Origin of the sequence: Kitasatospora sp. GAS204B (genome assembly GCF_029892155.1) — a bacterium.
GTDB lineage: Bacteria > Actinomycetota > Actinomycetes > Streptomycetales > Streptomycetaceae > Kitasatospora.
Genome location: NZ_JARZAG010000028.1, coordinates 49,863 through 70,128, shown reverse-complemented (window position 1 = coordinate 70,128; position 20,266 = coordinate 49,863). Strand labels below are relative to the sequence as shown.

The window sequence follows — 20,266 nt, the reverse complement described above, 5'->3', positions numbered from 1 at the left end:
GCCGCGATGAGCACTGAGCGATACGCGAAGGGCCCCGGGTCTCCCGGGGCCCTTCGCATGTCAAGACTCGCTGTGGGGCGTCAGTTCTTCTTGCTGATGTAGTCCAGCGCGCTCTGCGCCACGTCGTCGAGGTAGGGACCGGCCAGCCAGCCGCTCTGCTCGGGGCCGATCGAGGTGTTGCTGACCAGCGCCGGCTTGCCGTTGTGGACGGCGAACCAGCCGCCGCCACTGGAGCCGGCGGTCATGCCGCAGCCGATCACGTCCATCGCCGGGCGGGCGGGGTCGAAGGAGAGCCGGGAGGCCTGGCCCCCCTCGCAGCGCTCCATCTCCATGCCGTTGAAGGGCGGGGCGGCCGGGTAGCCGACTGCGGTGATCTTCAGCTGGTCGCGCGGGGCGTTGAACCAGACCGGGACCGAACCGCCGACCGTCTCCTCCAGCGACTTCCCGTCGCTGTTCTCGTTCTGCACGCGGATGATCGCGAAGTCGTACTGGCTGGCCGGGCCGCCGGTCTCGGAGCCCTCGGCGTACCACTGCGGCGAGGAGATCGCCGCGGTGGCGTCCCAGACGCCGAACGGCGCGAACTGGCTCTGGCTGGTGGGCTGCTGGCCGCCGCTGACCGCGCCGGAGCTGTTGAACGCCGGGACGAAGGCGATGTTGCTGTACTGCTGGCCGCTCTTCCCGCTGGTGATGCAGTGCCCGGCCGTCCAGATCAGGTTGCTCTTGCCCGGGTGCTGCGGGTCGGAGATCACGGTGGCCGAGCAGACCGCGTGCTCCGAGGCGCTGACGTCGAAGAAGACCTTGCCGTCCACCGCGTTCGGCGTGTACGGGTGGGTCATCGCCTTGGCCGCGATCGGGGCGGGCAGCGGGTCGGTGCCGCCGTTGGTGGGCTGCTGCGGCTGGACGACCGGGTCGTTCGGCTTGGCCTGCAGCATCTTCTGCAGGTTCCAGATGCCCTTGACCGCCTGCGGGATCGCGTGCTGCTTGGCCCAGGTGTCCCAGTCCGAGAGCTTCCAGTGCTTCAGGTCGTCGAGGCTGGGCAGACCCAGGCCGCCGGGCAGCGTGAGGGCGTTCGACGGGGACGGTGCGGCCGAGCTCCGGACCGGGGCGGGCGGCGCCGACTTCGGAGTGGCGCTCGACCCGCAGGCGGCCGTCGCGACGAGGGTGAGGGCGGCCACGGCGCCGGCGGCCGCGGTGCGTCGGCGGGTTCCGCCGTTCATCGGTGACATCTGTTCAGTTCCCCCAGGTGGAATATCGCGGCGGTGCTCCAGGGCGGGCCGCCGGGCATCTGTGGAGTCTGCCATGCGGCTAGGACGGGAGGATCCGCACCCCGGTTGCTTCCGGTGAGGGGGAGTCATCGATTCGTGACCGCAGGAAGGTTGGGGCGTGATTCCCCGGCGCCCCGCTCGTTGGACCAGATGGATGTCCTCCGCCGGGGTGTACGCGTCGGCGGTGCCCTCCCACGCGCACCGAGGAGCAGTCTTGAGCACCGCCCTGACCGGAGCCCCGGCCACCGTCCCCCGCCAGCTGGACCAGTGGGCCGAGTCGGATCCGCTGCTGCACCAGGATCCCTCGGTCGCGGCCGAACAGGCGGCCGTCGAGGGGCTGCTGCGCTGCTGGTGCCGGGAGACCGGCGCCCGCCCGGACCAGGACGGCCTGCTGCGGATCCCGGTGCTGGGCGGGGCGGCCCGGCTGCTGGCGCAGGTGCGGTACTGGTCGCCGTGCGGCTGGCACCGGTTCGGTCCGGTCACGCTGGCTCCGGCCGCAGCCGTGCCGGCACCCGATCAGGCCGAACCCGACGGCACGGCGCTGGACGCGGTGACCGCCGCCGCACTGCTGGCCCGCTCCACCGGCGCGCACCCCGCCCCCGAGCAACTCGCCGACATGGTCGGGCGGGTGGCCGATTCGGTCCGGCGGACCACCGACGTGCTGCGGTACCGGCGCGAACACCCGGGCCCGGGGCCGGACTCCGCCTTCCTGCGGGCCGAGCAGTCGCTGCTGCTCGGCCACCCGCTGCAGCCCGATCCGAAGAGCCGCGACGGCCTCGGGCCCGCCCAGAGCGCGGCGTACTCGCCCGAGTTGCGCGGCTCCTTCGCACTGCACTGGTACGCCGTCGACCGCGATCTGCTCGCCGCGGGCTCGGCGCTGGACGTCACCGCCGAGCAGCTGACCGCCGAACTGCTCGGCGCCCCTGGCCTGCTGCCGCCGAACACCGCCGCACTGCCGCTGCACCCGTGGCAGGCCCAGGAGCTGGAGCGCCGCCCGCAGATCGCCCGGCTGCTGGCCGAGGGCGCGCTGCACGACCTCGGGCGGCACGGCGCCCCCTGGTACCCGACCTCCTCGGTGCGCACCGTCTTCCGTCCCGGCACCCCCTGGATGCTCAAGCTCTCGCTCGGCCTGCGGATCACCAACTCCCGCCGGGAGAACCTGCGCAAGGAGCTGCACCGGGGCCTGGAGGTGCACCGGCTGCTGGCGGCCGGGCTGGGTGCCGAGTGGCGGGCCGCGCACCCCGGGTTCGACATCGTCCGCGACCCGGCCTGGATCGGGGTGGACCTGCCGGGGATCGGCGAGCAGGGTGCCAGTGGCCTGGACACCGTGCTGCGGCAGCAACCCTTCGCCGACACCGACCGGGCGATCTGCGTGGCCGCGCTGGTCGCCGAACGCCCGCTCGGCGAGCCCGCCCGCGCCGTGCCGTCCGAACTCGGCGACCTGCTGCGCTCGTTGGCCCGGCGCAGCGGCCGTCCGCGGCCGACCGTGGCCGCCGAGTGGTTCCTGCGCTACCTGGACGCCGTGGTGCTGCCGGTGCTCTGGCTGGACGGGCGGGCCGGCATCGCGCTGGAGGCCCACCAGCAGAACACCCTGGTGCTGCTGGACGCCGACGGCTGGCCGTGCGGCGGCCGGTACCGCGACAACCAGGGCTACTACTTCCGCGCCTCGCGGGCCGAGCGGCTCGAAGCCCGGCTGCCCGGCCTCGGCCGGCACAGCGACACCTTCGTCGAGGACGCGGTGGCCGACGAGCGGTTCGCCTACTACCTGGGCATCAACCACATCCTCGGCCTGATCGGCGCGTTCGGCTCGCAGCGGCTGGCCGACGAGCGGGTGCTGCTGGCCGGGCTGCGCCGGTTCCTGGCCGGCCCCGCCGCCACGGCGACCGGCTCCACGCTGCCCGCCCAGCTGCTGGCGACGGCCGAACTGCGGTGCAAGGCCAACATGCTCACCCGCCTGCACGGGCTGGACGAGCTGGTCGGCCCGGTGGAGACGCAGTCCGTCTACGTCACCATCCCCAATCCGGTGGCGGCCGGATGACCGTGCTGACCACCTCGGCCGGGCCCTTCCGGCTGCGGATCGTCCGGCCCGAGGACCTGCCGCTGATCACCGGGTGGATGAACGACCCGGTGGTGGACGCCTTCTGGGAGCTGGCCGGGCCGCCCGAGGTCACCGAGCGGCACGTGCGCGCCCAACTGGACGGGGACGGCCGCAGCGTTCCGCAGCTCGGCCTGCTGAACGGCGTGCCGATGAGCTACTGGGAGGTCTACCGGGTCGAGCAGGACCGGCTGGCCGGCTACTACCGGGCCGACCCCGGCGACATCGGCCTGCACCTGCTGCTGGGCCCGCCGGAGAGCCGCGGCCGGGGCCTGGGCGGCGCGCTGCTCAGCGCGATGGCCGAGCACCTGCTGCGCACCAGCCCCCGGGTGGTCGCCGAGCCCGACGTCCGCAACACCCCGTCGGTGCGGGCCTTTCGCCGGGCCGGCTTCAGCAGCGCGGGAGAGATCGAGCTGCCCGAGAAGCGCGCGGCGCTGATGATGCGTGAGAGGGATGCCTGATGGACGATCAGCTCGACCCGCCGCCCGGAGTGCCGCTCGACGTCCTGGGCGTCGGCATCGGCCCGTTCAACCTCTCGCTGGCCGCGCTGGCCGACCGGCAGCCGCAGTTGCGGGCGCTGTTCTGCGACCGCAGCCCCGAGTTCCGCTGGCACCCCGGCATGCTGGTGGACGGGGCCAGGATGCAGGTGCCGTTCCTGGCCGACCTGGTCTCGCTGGTCGATCCGACCAACCCGTGGTCGTTCCTCAACTACCTGCGCGCCCACGACCGGCTCTTCCCGTTCTACTTCGCCGAGCGGTTCCAGCTGCCGCGCCGCGAGTACGACCACTACTGCCGCTGGGCCGCCCAGGGGCTGGCCGGCTGCCGGTTCGGCACCGAGGTCACGGCGGTGACCTGGGCGGACGGCGCCTTCGCCGCCACGCTGCGCGGGCCGGCGGGGGAGCGCCGGGTGCGGGCCCGCAACCTGGTGCTCGGGGTCGGCACCGAGCCGGTCCGGCCGGCGGCCTTCGTCGCGCTGTCGGGGCGGTCCACCGTCTTCCACTCCGACGAGTACCTGGAACGCCGGGCGGGGCTGGCGGGCGCCCGGGACATCACCGTGGTCGGCTCGGGACAGTCCGGCGCCGAGGTCTTCCTGGACCTGCTGCGCGACCGGGAGGGTGACGGCACCCGGCTGCGGTGGCTCACCCGGACCAGGGCACTGGCCCCGATGGAGTACTCCAAGCTCGGCCTGGAGCACTTCACCCCTGACTACACCCGCTACTTCCACGCGCTGCCCGCCCCTGTCCGCGACCGGCTGGTGACCGAGCAGTGGCAGCTGCACAAGGCGGCCAGCGCCGAGACCCTGGCCGACATCCACGACCTGCTCTACGAGCGGACCATCGGCCGCCCGATCGGCGCCGTCGGTGCCGAGATCATCCCCGGCACCGAGGTGACCGAGGCGCTGCCCGGACCCTGCGGCGGCCTGGAGCTGCGCTGCCTGCACCGGGACTCCGGGCTGCGGCGGGTGGTCCGCACCGACGCCGTGGTGCTGGCCACCGGCTACCGGGCCGGGCGCCCGGCGGCCCTGGAACCGCTGGCCGAGCTGATCGACTGGGACGAGCAGGGCCGGTTCCGGGTCGACCTGGACCACCGGGTGGCCACCGCGCCGGAGCTGACCGGCGGCCTGTTCGTGCAGAACGCCGAGCTGCACACGCACGGCGTCGGGACCCCGGACCTCGGCCTCGGCGCCCATCGCGCGGCGGTGATCCTCAACGCGCTCACCGGCCGCACGGTGCACCGGCTGCCCGCCAGGACCGCCTGGACCAGCTTCGCCCCGGCCGCCCTGCCCGCCCAGGGTGCCGCCTTCACCGAGGAGTGGAACCGTGCCCCGTCCGCCCGCCGCTGACCCGTTGACCCAGGACCCGCTCGCCCAGGACCCGCTCACCGAGCCGCGCTGGCGCGCGGCCTGCCGGGCGCTGCTGGCCAAGCTGCTCGCCGAGTTCAGCTACGAGGAGCTGCTGCGCCCCGAGCCCGTCCCGGGCGGCTACCGGCTCGCGCTGCCCGACGGGCCCGAGTACCGGTTCGCGGCCCGGCGCGGGGCGTACGGCAGCTGGCAGGTCGACCCGGAGTCGATCCAGGCCGACGAGCGGAAGACCGACGACCCGTTCGAGTTCGTGCTGGCGGCCCGTGCCTTACTCGGGCTCTCCGGGGACACCAGCGGTCACCTGGTCCGGGAGCTGACCGCCACCCTGCTCGCCGACGTCAGGCTGGCGGCCGGCGCGCTGAGCGCGGCCGAGCTGGCCGAGCTGGACCACGCCGGGCTGGAGGGGCGCCAGAGCGGCCACCCGTGGCTGGTGCTCAACAAGGGCCGGCTCGGCTTCTCCGCCGCCGACGCGGCGCGTTGGACGCCCGAGGCGCGCACCCTGCAGCCGCTGAGCTGGCTCGCCGTCCACCGCGACCTGGCCCGGTACCGGGGCGTCGGCGAGCTGTCCGAGGCCGAGGCGCTCTACCGGCTGGAGCTGGACGCCGAGGTGCTGGCGCACTACCGGGGGCGGCTGCACGGCCAGGGCCTGGACCCGGCCGCCTACCTGCTGCTGCCGGTGCACCCCTGGCAGTGGGACGAGACGGTGCTGCCGCTCTTCGCGCCCTGGGTCGCCGACCGGCGGATCGTGCTGCTGCCCGCCGACCGCGACCTGCGGCTGCCGCAGCAGTCCATCCGTTCCTTCTTCAACGTGACCAGTCCGCGGCGGCACACCGTCAAGCTGCCGCTCTCGGTGCTCAACACCCTGGTCTGGCGCGGGCTGCCGACCGAGCGCACGCTGGCCGCGCCGGCGGTCACCGCGTGGATCCACGGGCTGCGCGACGGTGACCCCTTCCTGCGCGAGGAGTGCCGGGTGGTGCTGCTCGGCGAGGTCGCCTCGGTCACCGTCGAGCACCCCTACTACGCGCGGCTGCCGGAGGCGCCCTACCAGTACAAGGAACTGCTCGGCGCGATCTGGCGCGAACCGTTGGGCGGGTACCTCGAACCGGGGGAGCGCGGGCGCACGCTGGCCGCGCTGCTGCAGACCGGGACGGACGGCCGGGCCCTGGTCGAGGAGCTGATCGCCCGCTCGGGGCTCTCCGTGCGGGACTGGACGGCCCGGCTGTTCGGCGTGATGCTGCCGCCGCTGCTGCACTTCCTCTACCGCTACGGCACGGTCTTCTCCCCGCACGGCGAGAACGCGATCCTGCTCTTCGACGAGCGCGACGTCCCGGTCCGGCTGGCGGTCAAGGACTTCGTCGACGACGTCAACCTCAGCGACCAGGACCTGCCCGAACTGCGCGAGCTGCCGCCCGAGGTGGCCGAGGTGCTGCTGCGCGAGGCGCCGGCGGGCCTGTGCCAGTTCCTGCACGCGGGCCTGTTCATCGGCGTGTACCGCTACCTGGCGCCGCTGCTGGAACGCCGACTCGCCCTGCCGGAGGCGGAGTTCTGGGGTCTGCTGCGGGCCGCGGTGCTGGCCCACCAGGCGCGTTTTCCCGAGCTGGCCGAGCGGTTCGCGCTCTTCGACCTGTTCACCCCGACCATCGACCGGCTCTGCCTGAACCGCAACCGGCTGCTGCTGGACGGCTACCGGGACCGGCCCGAGCGCCCGCACGCGGCCGTGTACGGGCGGGTGGCCAACCCGCTGGCGGCCGCCGGGGCCGGGTTGCCCGGTCCGCGCGAGGGCGTTGTCAGTCCGGCCCCGTAGGGTGGAAGGGCCATGACGAACGACTCCGCACCCCAGCTGCTGCCCGCCGAGGGCTCGAACGACCCCGGCCCCGGCCCGGTACCCACCGGCCGCATCCCCGAGCTCCTGCACGCCGCGGTCACCGCGGTCGGCGGAGTCGAGCGCCCCGGCCAGATCCAGATGGCCCAGGCGGTGGCCGAGGCCACCGACCACGCCGAACACCTGCTGGTGCAGGCCGGCACCGGCACCGGAAAGTCCCTCGCCTACCTGGTCCCCGCGCTCGCCCACGGCGACCGGGTGGTGGTGGCCACCGCCACCCTGGCGCTGCAACGCCAGCTGGTGGAGCGGGACTTGCCGCGCACGGTGGAGGCGCTGCAGCCGATCCTGCGCCGCCGCCCGCTCTTCGCGATGCTCAAGGGCCGCTCCAACTACCTCTGCCTGCACCGGGCCAACGAGGGCACCCCGAGCGAGGAGGGCGAGGGCCTCTTCGACCCGGTCGAGGCCCTCGGCGGCCCGAGCGGCAAGCTCGGCCAGGACGTGCTGCGGCTGCGCGACTGGGCGGGCGAGACCGAGACCGGTGACCGCGACGACATGAGTCCCGGCGTCTCGGACAAGGCCTGGGCCCAACTCTCCGTCAGTTCCCGGGAGTGCCTGGGCGCCAGCCGCTGCGCCTACGGCCAGGAGTGCTTCGCGGAGAAGGCCCGGGAGCGGGCCAAGCTCGCGGACGTGGTGGTCACCAACCACGCGCTGCTGGCGATCGACGCGATCGAGGGCGCCCCGGTGCTGCCCGAGCACGAGCTGCTGATCATCGACGAGGCGCACGAGCTGGTGAACCGGGTGACCGGCGCGGCCACCGCGGAGCTGACCGTCGGCGCGGTCAACCGGGCCGTCAAGCGGGCCGCCCGGCTCGCCAACGAGAAGGCGGTGGACGCGCTGCAGGCCGCCGCCGAGAGCTACCACGGTCTGATGGAGACGGCTCAGCCCGGCAAGGTCGACGAGTTGCCCGAGTACCTCGGCTACGCGGTGGCCGCGATCCGGGACGCCAGCCGGCTGGTGATCACCTCGCTCGGCGAGACCAGGGACAAGGGGCTCTCCGACGAGGACGCGGTGCGCAAGCAGGCGATGGCCGCCGCCGAGACGCTGCACGACACCACCGAGCGGCTGCTCTCCGAATCGCCCTACGACGTGGTCTGGATCGAGCGCAACGACCGCTACGGGCTGGTCCCCGCCTCGCTGCGGGTGGCGCCGATGAGCGTCTCCGGGCTGCTGCGGGAGAACCTCTACAAGGAGCGCTCGGTGGTGCTCACCTCGGCCACCCTGAAGCTCGGCGGCGACTTCAACGGCGTGGCCGCCTCGGTCGGCCTGCCGGGTGAGGGGCGGTTGCCGGACCAGCGGGCGGCCGACGAGCCGGAGCGGGCCGAGGGCGAGGACGCCCCACCGTACTGGCGCGGACTCGACGTCGGCTCGCCCTTCTCCTACCCCAAGCAGGGCATCCTCTACGTCGCCAAGCACCTGCCGCCGCCCGGGCGGGAGCCGGACCGGCCGCAGATGCTGGACGAGTTGGCCGAGCTGATCGGCGCGGCCGGCGGGCGCACGCTGGGCCTCTTCTCCTCGATGCGGGCCGCCCAGACGGCCGCCGAGCAGCTGCGCGAGCGCCTGGACTTCCCGATCCTGCTGCAGGGCGAGGACACCCTGGGCGAGTTGATCAGGGCCTTCGCCGCGGATCCGGAGACCTGCCTGTTCGGCACGCTGTCGCTCTGGCAGGGGGTGGACGTGCCGGGTTCCGCCTGCCAGCTGGTGGTGATGGACCGGATCCCGTTCCCGCGCCCGGACGATCCGCTGATGAGCGCCCGGCAGAAGGCGGTCGAGGAGGCGGGCGGCAACGGCTTCATGGCGGTGGCGGCGACCCATGCCGCGCTGCTGATGGCGCAGGGCGCGGGCCGGCTGGTGCGCGCGGCGGACGACCGCGGGGTGGTCGCGGTGCTCGATCCGCGACTGGCCACCGCCCGGTACGGCGGCTTCTTCCGGTCCTCGATGCCGGACTTCTGGTACACCACCGACCGCAACCAGGTGCGGCGCTCGCTGGCGGCGATCGCGGCGTCCGCGCCGCCGCCCAGGCCGGTCGACAAGCGTGGCTGAGCCCGGCTGAGCAGCCGGGCCGGGTCAAGCGCGAGGGCCCCTGCCGGGTGTCGGTAGGGGCCCTCGGTTGTCGTGCGTGCGGCGCCGGGCGCACGGTGCACGGTCACAGGCGCCGCAGCACCGCCACGACCTTGCCCAGGATGGTCGCGTTGTCGCCCGGGATGGGCTCGTAGGCGGGGTTGTGCGGCATCAGCCAGATCCGGCCGTCCTCGCGCTTGAGCCGCTTCACGGTGGCCTCGCCGTCGATCATCGCGGCCACGATGTCGCCGTTCTCGGCGACCGGCTGGCGGCGCACGGTGACCCAGTCGCCGTCGCAGATCGCGGCCTCGATCATCGAGTCGCCGCGCACGGTCAGGGCGAACAGCTCGCCCTCGCCGACCAGCTGGCGGGGCAGCGGGAAGACGTCCTCGACGGTCTGCTCGGCCAGGATCGGGCCACCGGCGGCGATCCGGCCGACCAGTGGGACGTAGGAGGTGGACGGGCGCCCGGCGGCCTCGGCGGTGTTCGGCCGGGTCACCTCGACCCCGCGCACCTCGTAGGCCCGCGGGCGGTGCGGGTCGCGGCGCAGGAAGCCCTTGCGCTCCAGCGCCATCAGCTGGTGCGCCACCGAGGAGGTGGAGGAGAGGCCGACGGCCTGGCCGATCTCCCGCATGCTCGGCGGGTAGCCGCGCCGCTGCACGGAGTCCCGGATCACGTCGATCACCCGGCGCTGGCGCTCGGTCAGCCCGGCCTCGTCCGTGCGGATGCCCGGCGGGCGGCCCGGCAGCGAGCGGACCTGGCCGTTCGGCAGGCCGATCGGCACGTCCTGCACCGAGGCGTGCTCGATGCTCGGGTCGGGGAGGTAGCCCGGGGCTCCCCCGGACGGGGTCTGAGGGCGGCTGTCGCTGCGATCCATGCTCTGGTCCAAGCTCTGCTGGTCCGTGGCGCCCCGGCCCGCGTGGTGCTGGGCGCGGTCCTGCAGCGGGATGCCGCGGCCGTCGGCGACGGTTGTCGGGAGGTTCTGGATGGCGGTGGAACTGCTGGTGCTGCTCTGTACGGTGCTCACGGCGGCCCCTCTCGTCGGGCGTTCTCCCTTGCCTGCCCAGCCCAACGGCAGCACCTATCGAAAGGTTGCGCCAAACACACGTTCGAGTGAATTATCGAGGAGTCGGCTGACTTGATCAAGGCATTCGGTGTATGTCGATTAAATGTTCGATCCAGTCGATTCTAGAGGGCGTGCCAGGGGCCGGTGCGGCATGGGGGTGAAGTCGTCGACAGTCGACCGGAAACCGCCGCTCGGCCGTCCGGGTGGAGTCGAAACGGACGCCTCCCCGACCGACCGGCGACTGACCAGCATCGATTGCGCCGGGTGATCCGGGCGATACCGGAATCGGGCGCGAGTCGGGCGTGTTACTCGGGACAGTGGCCTAGATCTAGTGGTTACATAGGTGCTCGCAGCCCACAGGTTGTGGTCCCCCGGTACTTGATCATGGTGGGCGTCACCTAGACTGAGCGCTGCTCGCCCGCCAGCCAGACCCCAGAAGGGAGCCGGTTCCGTGCACTGTCCCTTCTGCCGGCACTCCGACAGCCGCGTGGTCGACAGCCGCGCCGCCGACGACGGCAGTTCGATCCGTCGCCGTCGGCAGTGCCCCGACTGCGGTCGCCGCTTCACCACGGTGGAGACGGCCGCGCTGATGGTGATCAAGCGCAGCGGGGTGACCGAGCCGTTCAGCCGGGAGAAGGTGATCTCCGGAGTCCGCAAGGCCTGCCAGGGCCGACCGGTCACCGAGGACGCCCTCGCCCAGCTCGGCCAGCGGGTCGAGGAGTGCGTGCGGGCCTCCGGCTCGGCCGAGCTCTCCACCCATGACGTGGGGCTGGCCATACTCGGCCCGCTGAAGGACCTGGACGTCGTCGCGTTCCTGCGGTTCGCGTCGGTCTACCAGGCCTACGACGGCCTGTCCGATTTCGAGGCCGCCATCGCCGAGTTGCGTGGCGCCGAGCAGCCGGTGCCCGCCCCGGGCGACGACGGCGCCACGGTCGCCGTCCCCGCCGCGGCGCCCTAGGCGGCAAAGCAGCAGAACGGCAGCCCGGAAGGGCTCCGGCGCGCCCGGAAACGGTGCGCGAACCCATACACACAGTGCGAACCGGTCGGCGTCCCCGGCCTGCCCGCACGCCAGGAGAAGCGAAGAAGCAGCGATACCCCATCGCGCCGAGAGGCGACAATTGGGGTATTCGGGGCGCAAGCCCAGGAGGAGGAGAAGCAGTGACAGACACGACGAGCGGTTCCGCACGCGGGTCGAAGTCCGAGAAGGCGGCGAAGGGGTCCGGCAAGGCCCCCAAGGGCGGTCTGCGGATCGAGCGCATCTACACCACTCCTGGGGTGCACCCCTACGACCAGGTCAGCTGGGAGCGGCGCGACGTCGTCATGACCAACTGGCGTGACGGCTCGATCAACTTCGAGCAGCGCGGTGTCGAGTTCCCCGACTTCTGGTCGGTCAACGCGGTGAACATCGTCACCTCCAAGTACTTCCGCGGCGCCGTCGGCACCCCGCAGCGCGAGTGGAGCCTCAAGCAGATCATCGACCGCGTGGTGCTCACCTACCGCGCGGCCGGCGAGAAGCACGGCTACTTCGCCTCCCCGGCCGACGCCGAGGTCTTCGAGCACGAGCTGACCCACGCCCTCCTCCACCAGGTGTTCAGCTTCAACTCGCCGGTCTGGTTCAACGTCGGCACCAAGCAGCCGCAGCAGGTCAGCGCCTGCTTCATCCTGGCCGTCGACGACTCGATGGACTCGATCCTCGACTGGTACAAGGAAGAGGGCATGATCTTCAAGGGCGGCTCCGGCGCCGGCCTGAACCTCTCCCGGATCCGCTCCTCCAAGGAACTGCTCTCCTCCGGCGGCAACGCCTCTGGACCGGTCTCCTTCATGCGCGGCGCCGACGCCTCGGCCGGCACCATCAAGTCCGGTGGCGCCACCCGTCGTGCGGCCAAGATGGTCGTGCTGGACGTCGACCACCCCGACGTCCAGGCCTTCATCGAGACCAAGGTGAAGGAGGAGGAGAAGATCCGCGCCCTGCGCGACGCGGGCTTCGACATGGACCTCGGCGGGGACGACATCACCTCCGTCCAGTACCAGAACGCCAACAACTCGGTCCGGGTCTCCGACGAGTTCATGACGGCGGTCGAGAACGGCGGCGAGTTCGGCCTGCGGGCCCGGATGACCGGTGAGGTCATCGAGACCGTCGACGCCAAGAAGCTGTTCCGCAAGATGGCCGAGGCCGCCTGGGCCTGCGCCGACCCGGGCATCCAGTACGACTCGACCATCAACCACTGGCACACCTGCCCCGAGTCGGGCCGGATCAACGCCTCCAACCCGTGCTCGGAGTACATGCACCTGGACAACTCCAGCTGCAACCTCGCCTCGCTGAACCTGATGAAGTTCCTGCGCGACGACGACACGTTCGACGCGGAGAACTTCGCCAAGGTCGTCGAGCTGGTCATCACCGCGATGGACATCTCGATCTGCTTCGCCGACTTCCCGACCGAGAAGATCGGCGAGACCACCCGCGCCTACCGCCAGCTCGGCATCGGCTACGCCAACCTCGGCGCCCTGCTGATGGCCACCGGCCACGCCTACGACTCCGACGGCGGCCGCGCCCTGGCCGGCGCGATCACCTCGCTGATGACCGGCACCGCCTACCGCCGCGGCGCCGAACTGGCCGGCGTGGTCGGCCCCTACGACGGCTACGCCCGCAACGCCGCCCCGCACCAGCGGGTCATGCGGCAGCACGCGGACGCCAGCACGGCCGCCGTCGCGGTGGACGAGCTGGACGCCCCGGTCTGGGCCGCCGCCACCGAGACCTGGCAGGACGTGCTCCGGATCGGCGCGCAGAACGGTTTCCGCAACGCCCAGGCCTCGGTGCTCGCCCCCACCGGCACCATCGGCCTGATGATGGACTGCGACACCACCGGCGTTGAACCCGACCTCGCCCTGGTCAAGTTCAAGAAGCTGGTCGGCGGCGGCTCGATGCAGATCGTCAACGGCACCGTGCCGCGTGCCCTGCGCCGCTTCGGCTACCAGCCCGAGCAGGTCGAGGCGATCGTCGCCCACATCGCCGAGCACGGCAACGTGGTCAACGCACCCGGCCTCAAGCCCGAGCACTACGAGGTCTTCGACTGCGCGATGGGCGAGCGCTCGATCTCGCCGATGGGCCACGTGCGGATGATGTCGGCGATCCAGCCGTGGATCTCCGGCGCGATCTCCAAGACGGTCAACATGCCGGTCTCCTCGACCGTCGAGGACGTCGAGGAGGTCTACTTCGAGGCCTGGAAGCTCGGCGTCAAGGCGCTGGCCATCTACCGCGAAAACTCGAAGGTCGGCCAGCCGCTGTCGGCGAAGAAGACCAAGGAGGCTGCCGCGGCGGAGCCCGTGGCCGCCGTCGAGAAGGTCGTCGAGTACCGCCCGGTCCGCAAGCGCCTGCCCAAGGGCCGCCCGGGGATCACCACCTCCTTCACCGTGGGCGGCGCCGAGGGCTACATGACCGCCAACTCCTACCCGGACGACGGCCTTGGCGAGGTCTTCCTGAAGATGTCCAAGCAGGGCTCGACCCTCGCGGGCATGATGGACGCCTTCTCGATCGCCGTCTCGGTCGGCATGCAGTACGGCGTCCCACTGGAGACCTACGTCTCGAAGTTCACCAACATGCGCTTCGAGCCCGCCGGTCTGACCGACGACCCGGATGTGCGGATGGCCCAGTCGATCGTCGACTACATCTTCCGCCGCCTGGCGCTGGACTTCCTGCCCTTCGAGACCCGCTCCGCGCTCGGCATCCACTCCGTCGAGGAGCGCCAGCGCCACCTGGAGACCGGCTCCTACGAGCCGCTCGAGGAGGAGGACGTGGACGTCACGAGCCTGGCCCAGTCCGCCCCGCGCACCGTCGAGCGCGCCGCCGGCAAGCCCGCGCCGGTCGTCCAGCCGACCGCCAAGGCCCCGCACAACTCGACCGAGCTGCTGGAGATCCAGCTCGGCCTGAACGCGGACGCCCCGCTCTGCTTCTCCTGCGGCACCAAGATGCGCCGCGCGGGCAGCTGCTACCTGTGCGAGGGCTGCGGATCGACCAGCGGCTGCAGCTGATCTCGGCCGAGGTTCCTCCCGTCGAGCGGTGAGGAACGGTGCGAGCGGGGCGGGAACCCACAGGTTCCCGCCCCGCTCGCGTGTGCCTGGCGGCCGCTTGGGAGACATCGCGTCAACTCGCCGGTCGAGCCGGTCAGCTGAGTCGATATGATCTGCTGACCGCGTCAACTGATCTTGGATCTCCCCGCCGCGGGAGGCGGGTGCGCTGGCACCCGCCCTAGCTCCGACGCCCGCCGAGGAACCGCGCCATGACCGCTCGCACCCGCCTGTCCGGCAGACCGGCCGCGCTGCTCGCCGCCCTGGTGGCGGTGGGGGTGGCGGGGGCCGCCGTGGCCGTGGCCGTGGTTGCCGCGCCCGAGGGGGAGCGGTCGGTGGTCGCGGCCTGGGGGACGCTGGCAGCGGCCGCCTGGTGCGCGGTGGCGCTGGCCGGGCTGGCGCAGTGGCGGCGGGCCCGCCGGCTGGCCGCCGAGCTGGCCACCAGCCGGACCAAGGGGGAGGCCGCGGTGGCCGCGGTGCTGCGCGCGGAGGCGGCGACCGGCACCGCGCTCGCCGAGGCGCAGGCATCGCGGGCCCGGGCCGACGCGGCCCTCGCCGAGGCCGAGGCGGCCCGGGTCGAGATGCTCGCCGCCCGCTCGGAGGCCGTCGAGGCGCGGGCCGAGGCGGCGACCGCCCGGGCCGCGGCCGACGACGAGCGGGCGGAACTCGCGCTGCTGGCCGAACGGACGATCCCGGAGGTGGTCCGCCTGCTGCGGGCCGGCGCCTCGGTGGAGACCGTCCTGGTAGCACACCGGCAGACCGCGCACGAGAGCCTGGTCGCGCTGCTCGCCAAGGAGGTCGCGTACGGCGAGCGGCAGCGGGCGGCGGCCCTCGCGGTCTGCGCGACGGCGGCCGGGCGGATGCAGGCGCTGGCCACCGCGATGCACGCCGAACTGCGCGAGATGCAGCACCAGCACGGCGAGCAGGTGCTGGGTGACCTGCTCCGACTCGACCACAGCACCGCCCAGGCGGGCCGGCTGGCCGACAGCATCGCCGTGCTGACCGGCGCCCGCAGCGGTCGGCGGTGGAGCCGGCCGATCCCGATGGAGAGCGTGCTGCGCGGGGCGCTCGGCCGGATCAGCGCCTACCAGCGGGTGCGGCTGCACTCGGCGAGCGGCGCCGCGGTCGCGGGCTACGCGGCCGAGGGCGTGATGCACGCGCTGGCCGAGCTGATGGACAACGCCGCCAACTTCTCGGCGCCGCCGGCCGAGGTGCACGTCTACGTCGAGGAGTTGCACACCGGGCTGGCGATCACCGTGGAGGACGGCGGGCTCGGGCTCTCCGAGGTCTGGCTGCGCCGGGCCGAGCAGGCCGTCTCCGGTGAGCCGTTGGACCTGACCACGCTCTCGGCCGGCACCCGGCTGGGCTTCGCGGTGATCGGCGCGCTGGGCCGCAAGCACGGGCTGGCGATCTCGTTCCGGCCGTCCTCGCGTGGTGGGACGGGGGTCGTGATGCTGATTCCCGAGCAGTTGATCGTCCACCAGGAGCAGTTGGCGCAAGATCCCGGCGCGGACAGCGCCACCCGCGAGACCGTCGCGCCGGCACCGGACCGGCCCGCACCGGCGCCCGCACCGGCGCCCGCGCCCGCGCTCGAGGTCGAGGCCGAGCCGGGGGACGGACTGCCCAGACGGCGGCGTGGCCAGACGCTGGCGGCGGCGGCCGCCGGCCCGAGCAGGACCGTGAGGACCCGGTCCGTCCCGACCGCCGCCGCCCGGTTCGGCGACTTCCGCCAGGGCGTCCAGCTCGGCCAGGGTGCCCACGGCGTCCCGGCCCAGCCCGCTCTCGCTCAGCCCACCGACATCCCGGACATCCCGAAGGACGATGCCTGATGAGCAGCACCACCGACCGCGATCTCGACTGGCTGTTGGAGAACCTGCTGGCCAACACGCCGGACTCCCGGCACGCCCTGGTGCTGTCGGCGGACGGCCTGAAGCTGTGCCACAGCTCCGGTCTGAGCGCCGATCAGGCCGACCAGCTGGCCGCCATAGCCTCCGGCATCCAGAGCCTCGCGCACGGCGCCTCGATCGAGTTCGGCGACGGCAGCGGCGGGGTCCGGCAGTCGATGACCGAGTTCCACGGCGGCATCCTGTGCATCGTGGAGGCGGGCCACGGAACGCACCTCGCGGTGGTCACCGACGAGAGCGCGGACGTGGGCCTGGTCGGCCACAACATGCACGGCCTGGTCGAGCAGATCGGCGACTTCCTGAGCGCGCCGCCGCGCGGGAACGACACCACCGCGGACGCGTGACGCGGCCCCCGCGGTCGGACCTGTCGGACGGTCCGGACCGGCTGTACACGGTGACCGGCGGGCGGAGCACGGCCGGTACGCACGCCTTCGACGTGGTGACGCTGATCGTCACCGAGCAACAGCCGGTGCCCGGCATGCAGTCCGAGCACGCGCGGATCCTGCGGCTGTGCCGGCAGCCGACCGCCGTGGTGGAGGTGGCGGCCGAACTGGGGCTGCCGATCAGCGTGGTGAAGATCCTGCTGGGCGATCTGCTGGAGGCCGGCCGGATCACCGCCCGGCACCCGCGCTTCGCTCCCGCCCAGGCCCGGCTGCCCGATCTCGACACGCTGAAGCAGGTGCTGCATGGACTCCAACGGCTCTGAGGCCGGGCCGGCCGCACGCCGGATCCCGTTGCGGAGCACCGCCGACAACGCGTGGAAGATCGTGGTGGTCGGTGGCTTCGGCGTGGGCAAGACCACGCTGGTCGGCTCGGTCAGCGAGATCCGGCCGCTGGCCACCGAAGAGGTGATGACCCGCGCGGGCGAAGGCATCGACGATCCGTCAGCGGTGCGCGACAAGCGCGCCACCACGGTGGCCTTCGACTTCGGCCGGATCACGCTGTCCGCCGAGAGCGTGCTGTACCTCTTCGGCGCACCCGGGCAGGAGCGCTTCTGGTTCCTCTGGGACCGCCTGTTCAGCGGTGCGCTGGGCGCGGTGGTGCTGGTGGACGACCGGCGGTTGGCGGACTCCTGGTACGCGATCGACCGGCTGGAGCAGCACGGGATGCCGTTCGTGGTGGCCCGCAACACCTTCGAGCCGCCGAAGCATTCGCCGCAGCGGATCCGCGAGGCGCTCGACCTCTCGCCGCAGGTGCCGCTGCTGGACTGCGACGCGCGCGATCGCGAGTCGAGCAAGCAGGTGCTGATCGAGCTCGTCCGCCACCTCTGCGCACGCACCGAAGCCGAACTGAGTCAGCGTCAGGAAGAGCGGCAGGTAGCACGCCAGGAAGCACGCCAGGAAGAGGAGAGCCACTCGTGACCGAGCCGGTGCCCACCCCGCCGCCCGGCTGCCCCGCGCACCGCGCGGCCGCGCAGCTGTACGGTCCGCGGTTCCAGACCGATCCGGCGCAGGTCTACCGCGAGCTGCGGGCCGCGCACGGCCCGGTCGCCCCGGTCGAGTTGGCCGGCGGCGTGCCCGCCTGGCTGGTGATCGGCTACCGTGAGCTGCAGACGGTGACGAGCCAGCCCAAGCTCTTCGGGCGCGACTCCAGCCGCTGGAACGCCTGGCCGACCATCCCCGAGGACTGGCCGCTGCGGCCGCTGATGACCCCGGTGGCCTCGATCCTGTACACCGAGGGCGCCGAGCACCAGCGCCGCTCCGCCGCGGTCACCGACGCGCTCGGCGCGGTGGACCCCTACGAGCTGAAGAAGTACTGCGAGCGGATCGCCGACCGGCTGATCGACGCCTTCGCGGGCCGCGGCGAGGCGGACCTGGTCGCCGACTACGCGCACCGGATGCCGCTGCTGGTGCTCTGCTGGCTGCTGGGGCTGGACGAGGCCCAGGTGCCGGCGCTGATCGCGAACCTGGTGGCCATGATGGACGGCGGCCCGGACGCGCAGCAGGCCTCGCAGCGGATCGTGACGACCATGCTCGAGCTGGTCGAGGCCAAGCGCTCAGAGCCCGGCGCGGACATCACCTCGCGGCTGCTGGTCCACCCGGCCGGTCTGAGCGACGACGAGGTGGTGCGCGACCTGCGGGTGCTGCTGGCCGCGGGCCACCAGCCGACCGCCTACTGGATCGCCAACGCGCTGCGGCTGATGCTCACCGACGACCGCTTCGCCGCCTCGTTCTCGGGCGGCCGCCGCAGCGTGGGGCAGGCGCTCGGCGAGGCGCTCTGGGAGGACACGCCCACCCAGATCTTCGCGGGCCGCTGGGCGGTGCGGGACACCCAGCTCGGCGGGCAGCGGATCGCGGCCGGTGACATGGTGCTGCTCGGGCTCGCGGGGGCGAACGCCGATCCGGCGGTGCGGCAGGCGGGTGGTCAGGCGGCGGAGGGCAACCGGGCGCACCTGAGCTTCTCGCATGGCGAGCACCGCTGTCCGTTCCCGGCCCAGGAGGCGGCCGAGGTGATCGCCGGCACGGCCGTCGAGGTGCTGCTGGACCGGCTGCCGGACCTGCGGCTGGCGGTGGCCGAGCACGCGCTGGTCTGGCGGCCGTCGGCCTGGGTGCGTGCGCTGGTGGCGCTGCCGGTCGGATTCACCCCGTCGACGACGACCGGAGGAGCCTTCGGATGACCAGTGTGCCTTTGAGCGGCGTGGTGGCACTCGACCCCTTCGCGCGCGACAGCGCGGCCGAGGGTGCGGTGCTGCGCGCGGCCGGGCCGGTGGTGCCGGTGGAGCTGCCGGGCGGGGTGCGGGCCTGGGCGGTCACCCGGCATGCCGCCGCGCGCGCCCTGCTGACGGATCAGCGCCTGGTCAAGGACGTCCGGCAGTGGGCGGCCTACCAGCGCGGCGAGATCCCCCGCGACTGGCCGCTGATCGGTGTGGCGGTGCCGGGCCCGAGCATGGTGACCGCGGACGGGGAGGAGCACCGGCGCCTGCGCGCGCTGATCGCGCAGGCGTTCACGCCCCGCCGGGTCGAGTTGATGCGGCCTCAGGTGGAGCAGCTGACCGCTCGGCTGCTGGACGAGCTGGCCGCCGGCGAGCCGCTGGTCGACCTGAAGTCGGCCTTCGCGTTTCCGCTGCCGATGACGGTGATCGGCACCCTGCTGGGGGTCGACCCGGCGGACCACGGCTATCTGCGCGAGCTCTATGAGCGGTTCTTCCGCAGCGTGCCGGACCCGGCGGGGATCCACTCGATCATCGCGGCGCTGAACGCCTTCGTCGACGACCTGGTGCGGCAGCGCCGTGCCGCGCCGGGCGATGATCTGACCAGCGCGCTGCTGGCCGCCGACCTCGACGGCAGCGAGCTGTCGGACGCCGAGGCGGCCGCGACCCTGCGGGTGATGATCGCCGCCGGCCACGAGACCACCGTCAACCTGATCACCAACGCGGTGCGGGCCCTGCTGCGGCACCCCGACCAGCTGGCCCTGGCGCGTTCGGGCGAGGTGGGCTGGTCCGCCGTCGTCGAGGAGTCGCTCCGCTGGACGCCGCCGACCAGCAACTTCCTCTTCCGGTACGCGACCGAGGAGATCAGGGTGGGCGAGGCGCTGGTGCCGGTCGGCGATCCGGTGCTGATCTCGTACAACGCGATCGGCCGCGATCCGTTGCAGCACGGCGTGACCGCCGAGCTGTTCGACATCACCCGGGACCCGATCCGGCACCTGTCCTTCGGCCACGGGCCGCACGTCTGCCCCGGCTCGCCGCTGGCCCGGCTGGAGGCGCAGGTGGCACTGCCCGCGCTCTTCGAGCGCTTCCCGGAACTGTCCCTGGCGGTGCCGGACGACCAACTGCGCCCGGCCGCCTCGATCGTGCTCAACAGCCTGCAGGGGCTGCCGGTGCGACTGTACTGACGGACAGTCAATTCACCTGTGGGGCAAAGCGGTGCGGGAAGTCGGTCGGTTCGACTTCTCGCACCGTCTGCGTTTCGGAGCGGGGCCAGGGGTAGGTATCGGCGGGCACGGTCACGAACGCGGATTGTGACGGGAAGTCTTCACGGTGAAAGTTGAACGTGTCCTTGGCGTCTGATGAACGGTGCGTTAGCGTCTTCAAGCCAGTCGCCGTCGACCTGGCCGTGGCCGCCCCTGCC

15 protein-coding genes are annotated in these 20,266 nt (G+C 72.8%); 13 read left to right on the top strand and 2 right to left on the bottom strand.

From position 1 onward, the window contains the following. Positions 1-80 precede the first annotated feature (80 nt). Positions 81-1,217 (bottom strand): hypothetical protein, encoded by a 1,137-nt coding sequence (locus tag P3T41_RS30215; protein WP_280693743.1) that lies wholly within the window; start codon positions 1,215-1,217, stop codon positions 81-83. Positions 1,218-1,419: 202 nt separating this feature from the next. Here P3T41_RS30215 and P3T41_RS30210 point away from each other — a divergent pair, with 202 nt between their 5' ends. From P3T41_RS30210 to P3T41_RS30190, 5 genes are read left to right on the top strand one after another with little or no spacing between them, the layout of a single operon-like run. Beyond that, entirely contained in the window at positions 1,420-3,303 is a 1,884-nt protein-coding gene (locus tag P3T41_RS30210; RefSeq protein ID WP_280693742.1) for an IucA/IucC family protein, read from the top strand. Further along, positions 3,195-3,821 carry a GNAT family N-acetyltransferase gene (locus P3T41_RS30205; protein ID WP_280693741.1) on the top strand — a complete coding sequence of 209 codons (627 nt, stop codon included), beginning with the start codon at positions 3,195-3,197 and terminating at the stop codon, positions 3,819-3,821. The genes P3T41_RS30210 and P3T41_RS30205 overlap by 109 nt, the downstream gene beginning before the upstream one ends. Next, complete coding sequence (locus P3T41_RS30200) at positions 3,821-5,203, top strand: SidA/IucD/PvdA family monooxygenase (protein ID WP_280693740.1); 1,383 nt, start codon at positions 3,821-3,823, stop codon at positions 5,201-5,203. Before P3T41_RS30205 ends, P3T41_RS30200 begins: the two co-directional genes overlap by 1 nt. 4 nt (positions 5,204-5,207) lie before the next feature. Continuing rightward, complete coding sequence (locus tag P3T41_RS30195) at positions 5,208-7,025, top strand: IucA/IucC family siderophore biosynthesis protein (RefSeq protein ID WP_280693770.1); 1,818 nt, start codon at positions 5,208-5,210, stop codon at positions 7,023-7,025. A gap of 12 nt (positions 7,026-7,037) precedes the next feature. Next, entirely contained in the window at positions 7,038-9,143 is a 2,106-nt protein-coding gene (locus tag P3T41_RS30190) for an ATP-dependent DNA helicase (RefSeq protein ID WP_280693739.1), read from the top strand. A gap of 103 nt (positions 9,144-9,246) precedes the next feature. Here P3T41_RS30190 and lexA read toward each other — a convergent pair whose 3' ends face one another. After that, entirely contained in the window at positions 9,247-9,969 is a 723-nt protein-coding gene (gene lexA, locus P3T41_RS30185; RefSeq protein ID WP_280693769.1) for a transcriptional repressor LexA, read from the bottom strand. A 709-nt stretch (positions 9,970-10,678) separates the two neighbouring features. Between lexA and nrdR the strand changes: the two genes are divergently transcribed. The 8 genes from nrdR to P3T41_RS30145 all read left to right on the top strand — a co-directional run bounded on the left by nrdR (position 10,679) and on the right by P3T41_RS30145 (position 20,030). Next, a complete protein-coding gene (nrdR, locus tag P3T41_RS30180; protein ID WP_280693738.1) occupies positions 10,679-11,185 on the top strand; it encodes a transcriptional regulator NrdR in 507 nt (168 codons plus the stop codon). Between the two features lie 200 nt (positions 11,186-11,385). Beyond that, the gene (locus P3T41_RS30175) at positions 11,386-14,256 is read left to right on the top strand and encodes a vitamin B12-dependent ribonucleotide reductase (protein WP_280693737.1); all 2,871 of its coding nucleotides are present in this window, start codon (positions 11,386-11,388) and stop codon (positions 14,254-14,256) included. Positions 14,257-14,504: 248 nt separating this feature from the next. Beyond that, positions 14,505-16,121, top strand: a complete 1,617-nt coding sequence (locus tag P3T41_RS30170; protein ID WP_280693736.1) for an ATP-binding protein — start codon at positions 14,505-14,507, stop codon at positions 16,119-16,121. After that, positions 16,121-16,540 carry a roadblock/LC7 domain-containing protein gene (locus P3T41_RS30165; protein ID WP_280693735.1) on the top strand — a complete coding sequence of 140 codons (420 nt, stop codon included), beginning with the start codon at positions 16,121-16,123 and terminating at the stop codon, positions 16,538-16,540. Before P3T41_RS30170 ends, P3T41_RS30165 begins: the two co-directional genes overlap by 1 nt. Further along, positions 16,537-16,902, top strand: a complete 366-nt coding sequence (locus P3T41_RS30160; protein ID WP_280693734.1) for a DUF742 domain-containing protein — start codon at positions 16,537-16,539, stop codon at positions 16,900-16,902. Before P3T41_RS30165 ends, P3T41_RS30160 begins: the two co-directional genes overlap by 4 nt. Then, the gene (locus P3T41_RS30155) at positions 16,883-17,557 is read left to right on the top strand and encodes an ATP/GTP-binding protein (protein ID WP_280693733.1); all 675 of its coding nucleotides are present in this window, start codon (positions 16,883-16,885) and stop codon (positions 17,555-17,557) included. The genes P3T41_RS30160 and P3T41_RS30155 overlap by 20 nt, the downstream gene beginning before the upstream one ends. Further along, positions 17,554-18,813 (top strand): cytochrome P450, encoded by a 1,260-nt coding sequence (locus P3T41_RS30150; protein ID WP_280693732.1) that lies wholly within the window; start codon positions 17,554-17,556, stop codon positions 18,811-18,813. The genes P3T41_RS30155 and P3T41_RS30150 overlap by 4 nt, the downstream gene beginning before the upstream one ends. Then, complete coding sequence (locus P3T41_RS30145; RefSeq protein WP_280693731.1) at positions 18,810-20,030, top strand: cytochrome P450; 1,221 nt, start codon at positions 18,810-18,812, stop codon at positions 20,028-20,030. The genes P3T41_RS30150 and P3T41_RS30145 overlap by 4 nt, the downstream gene beginning before the upstream one ends. Positions 20,031-20,266 lie beyond the last annotated feature (236 nt).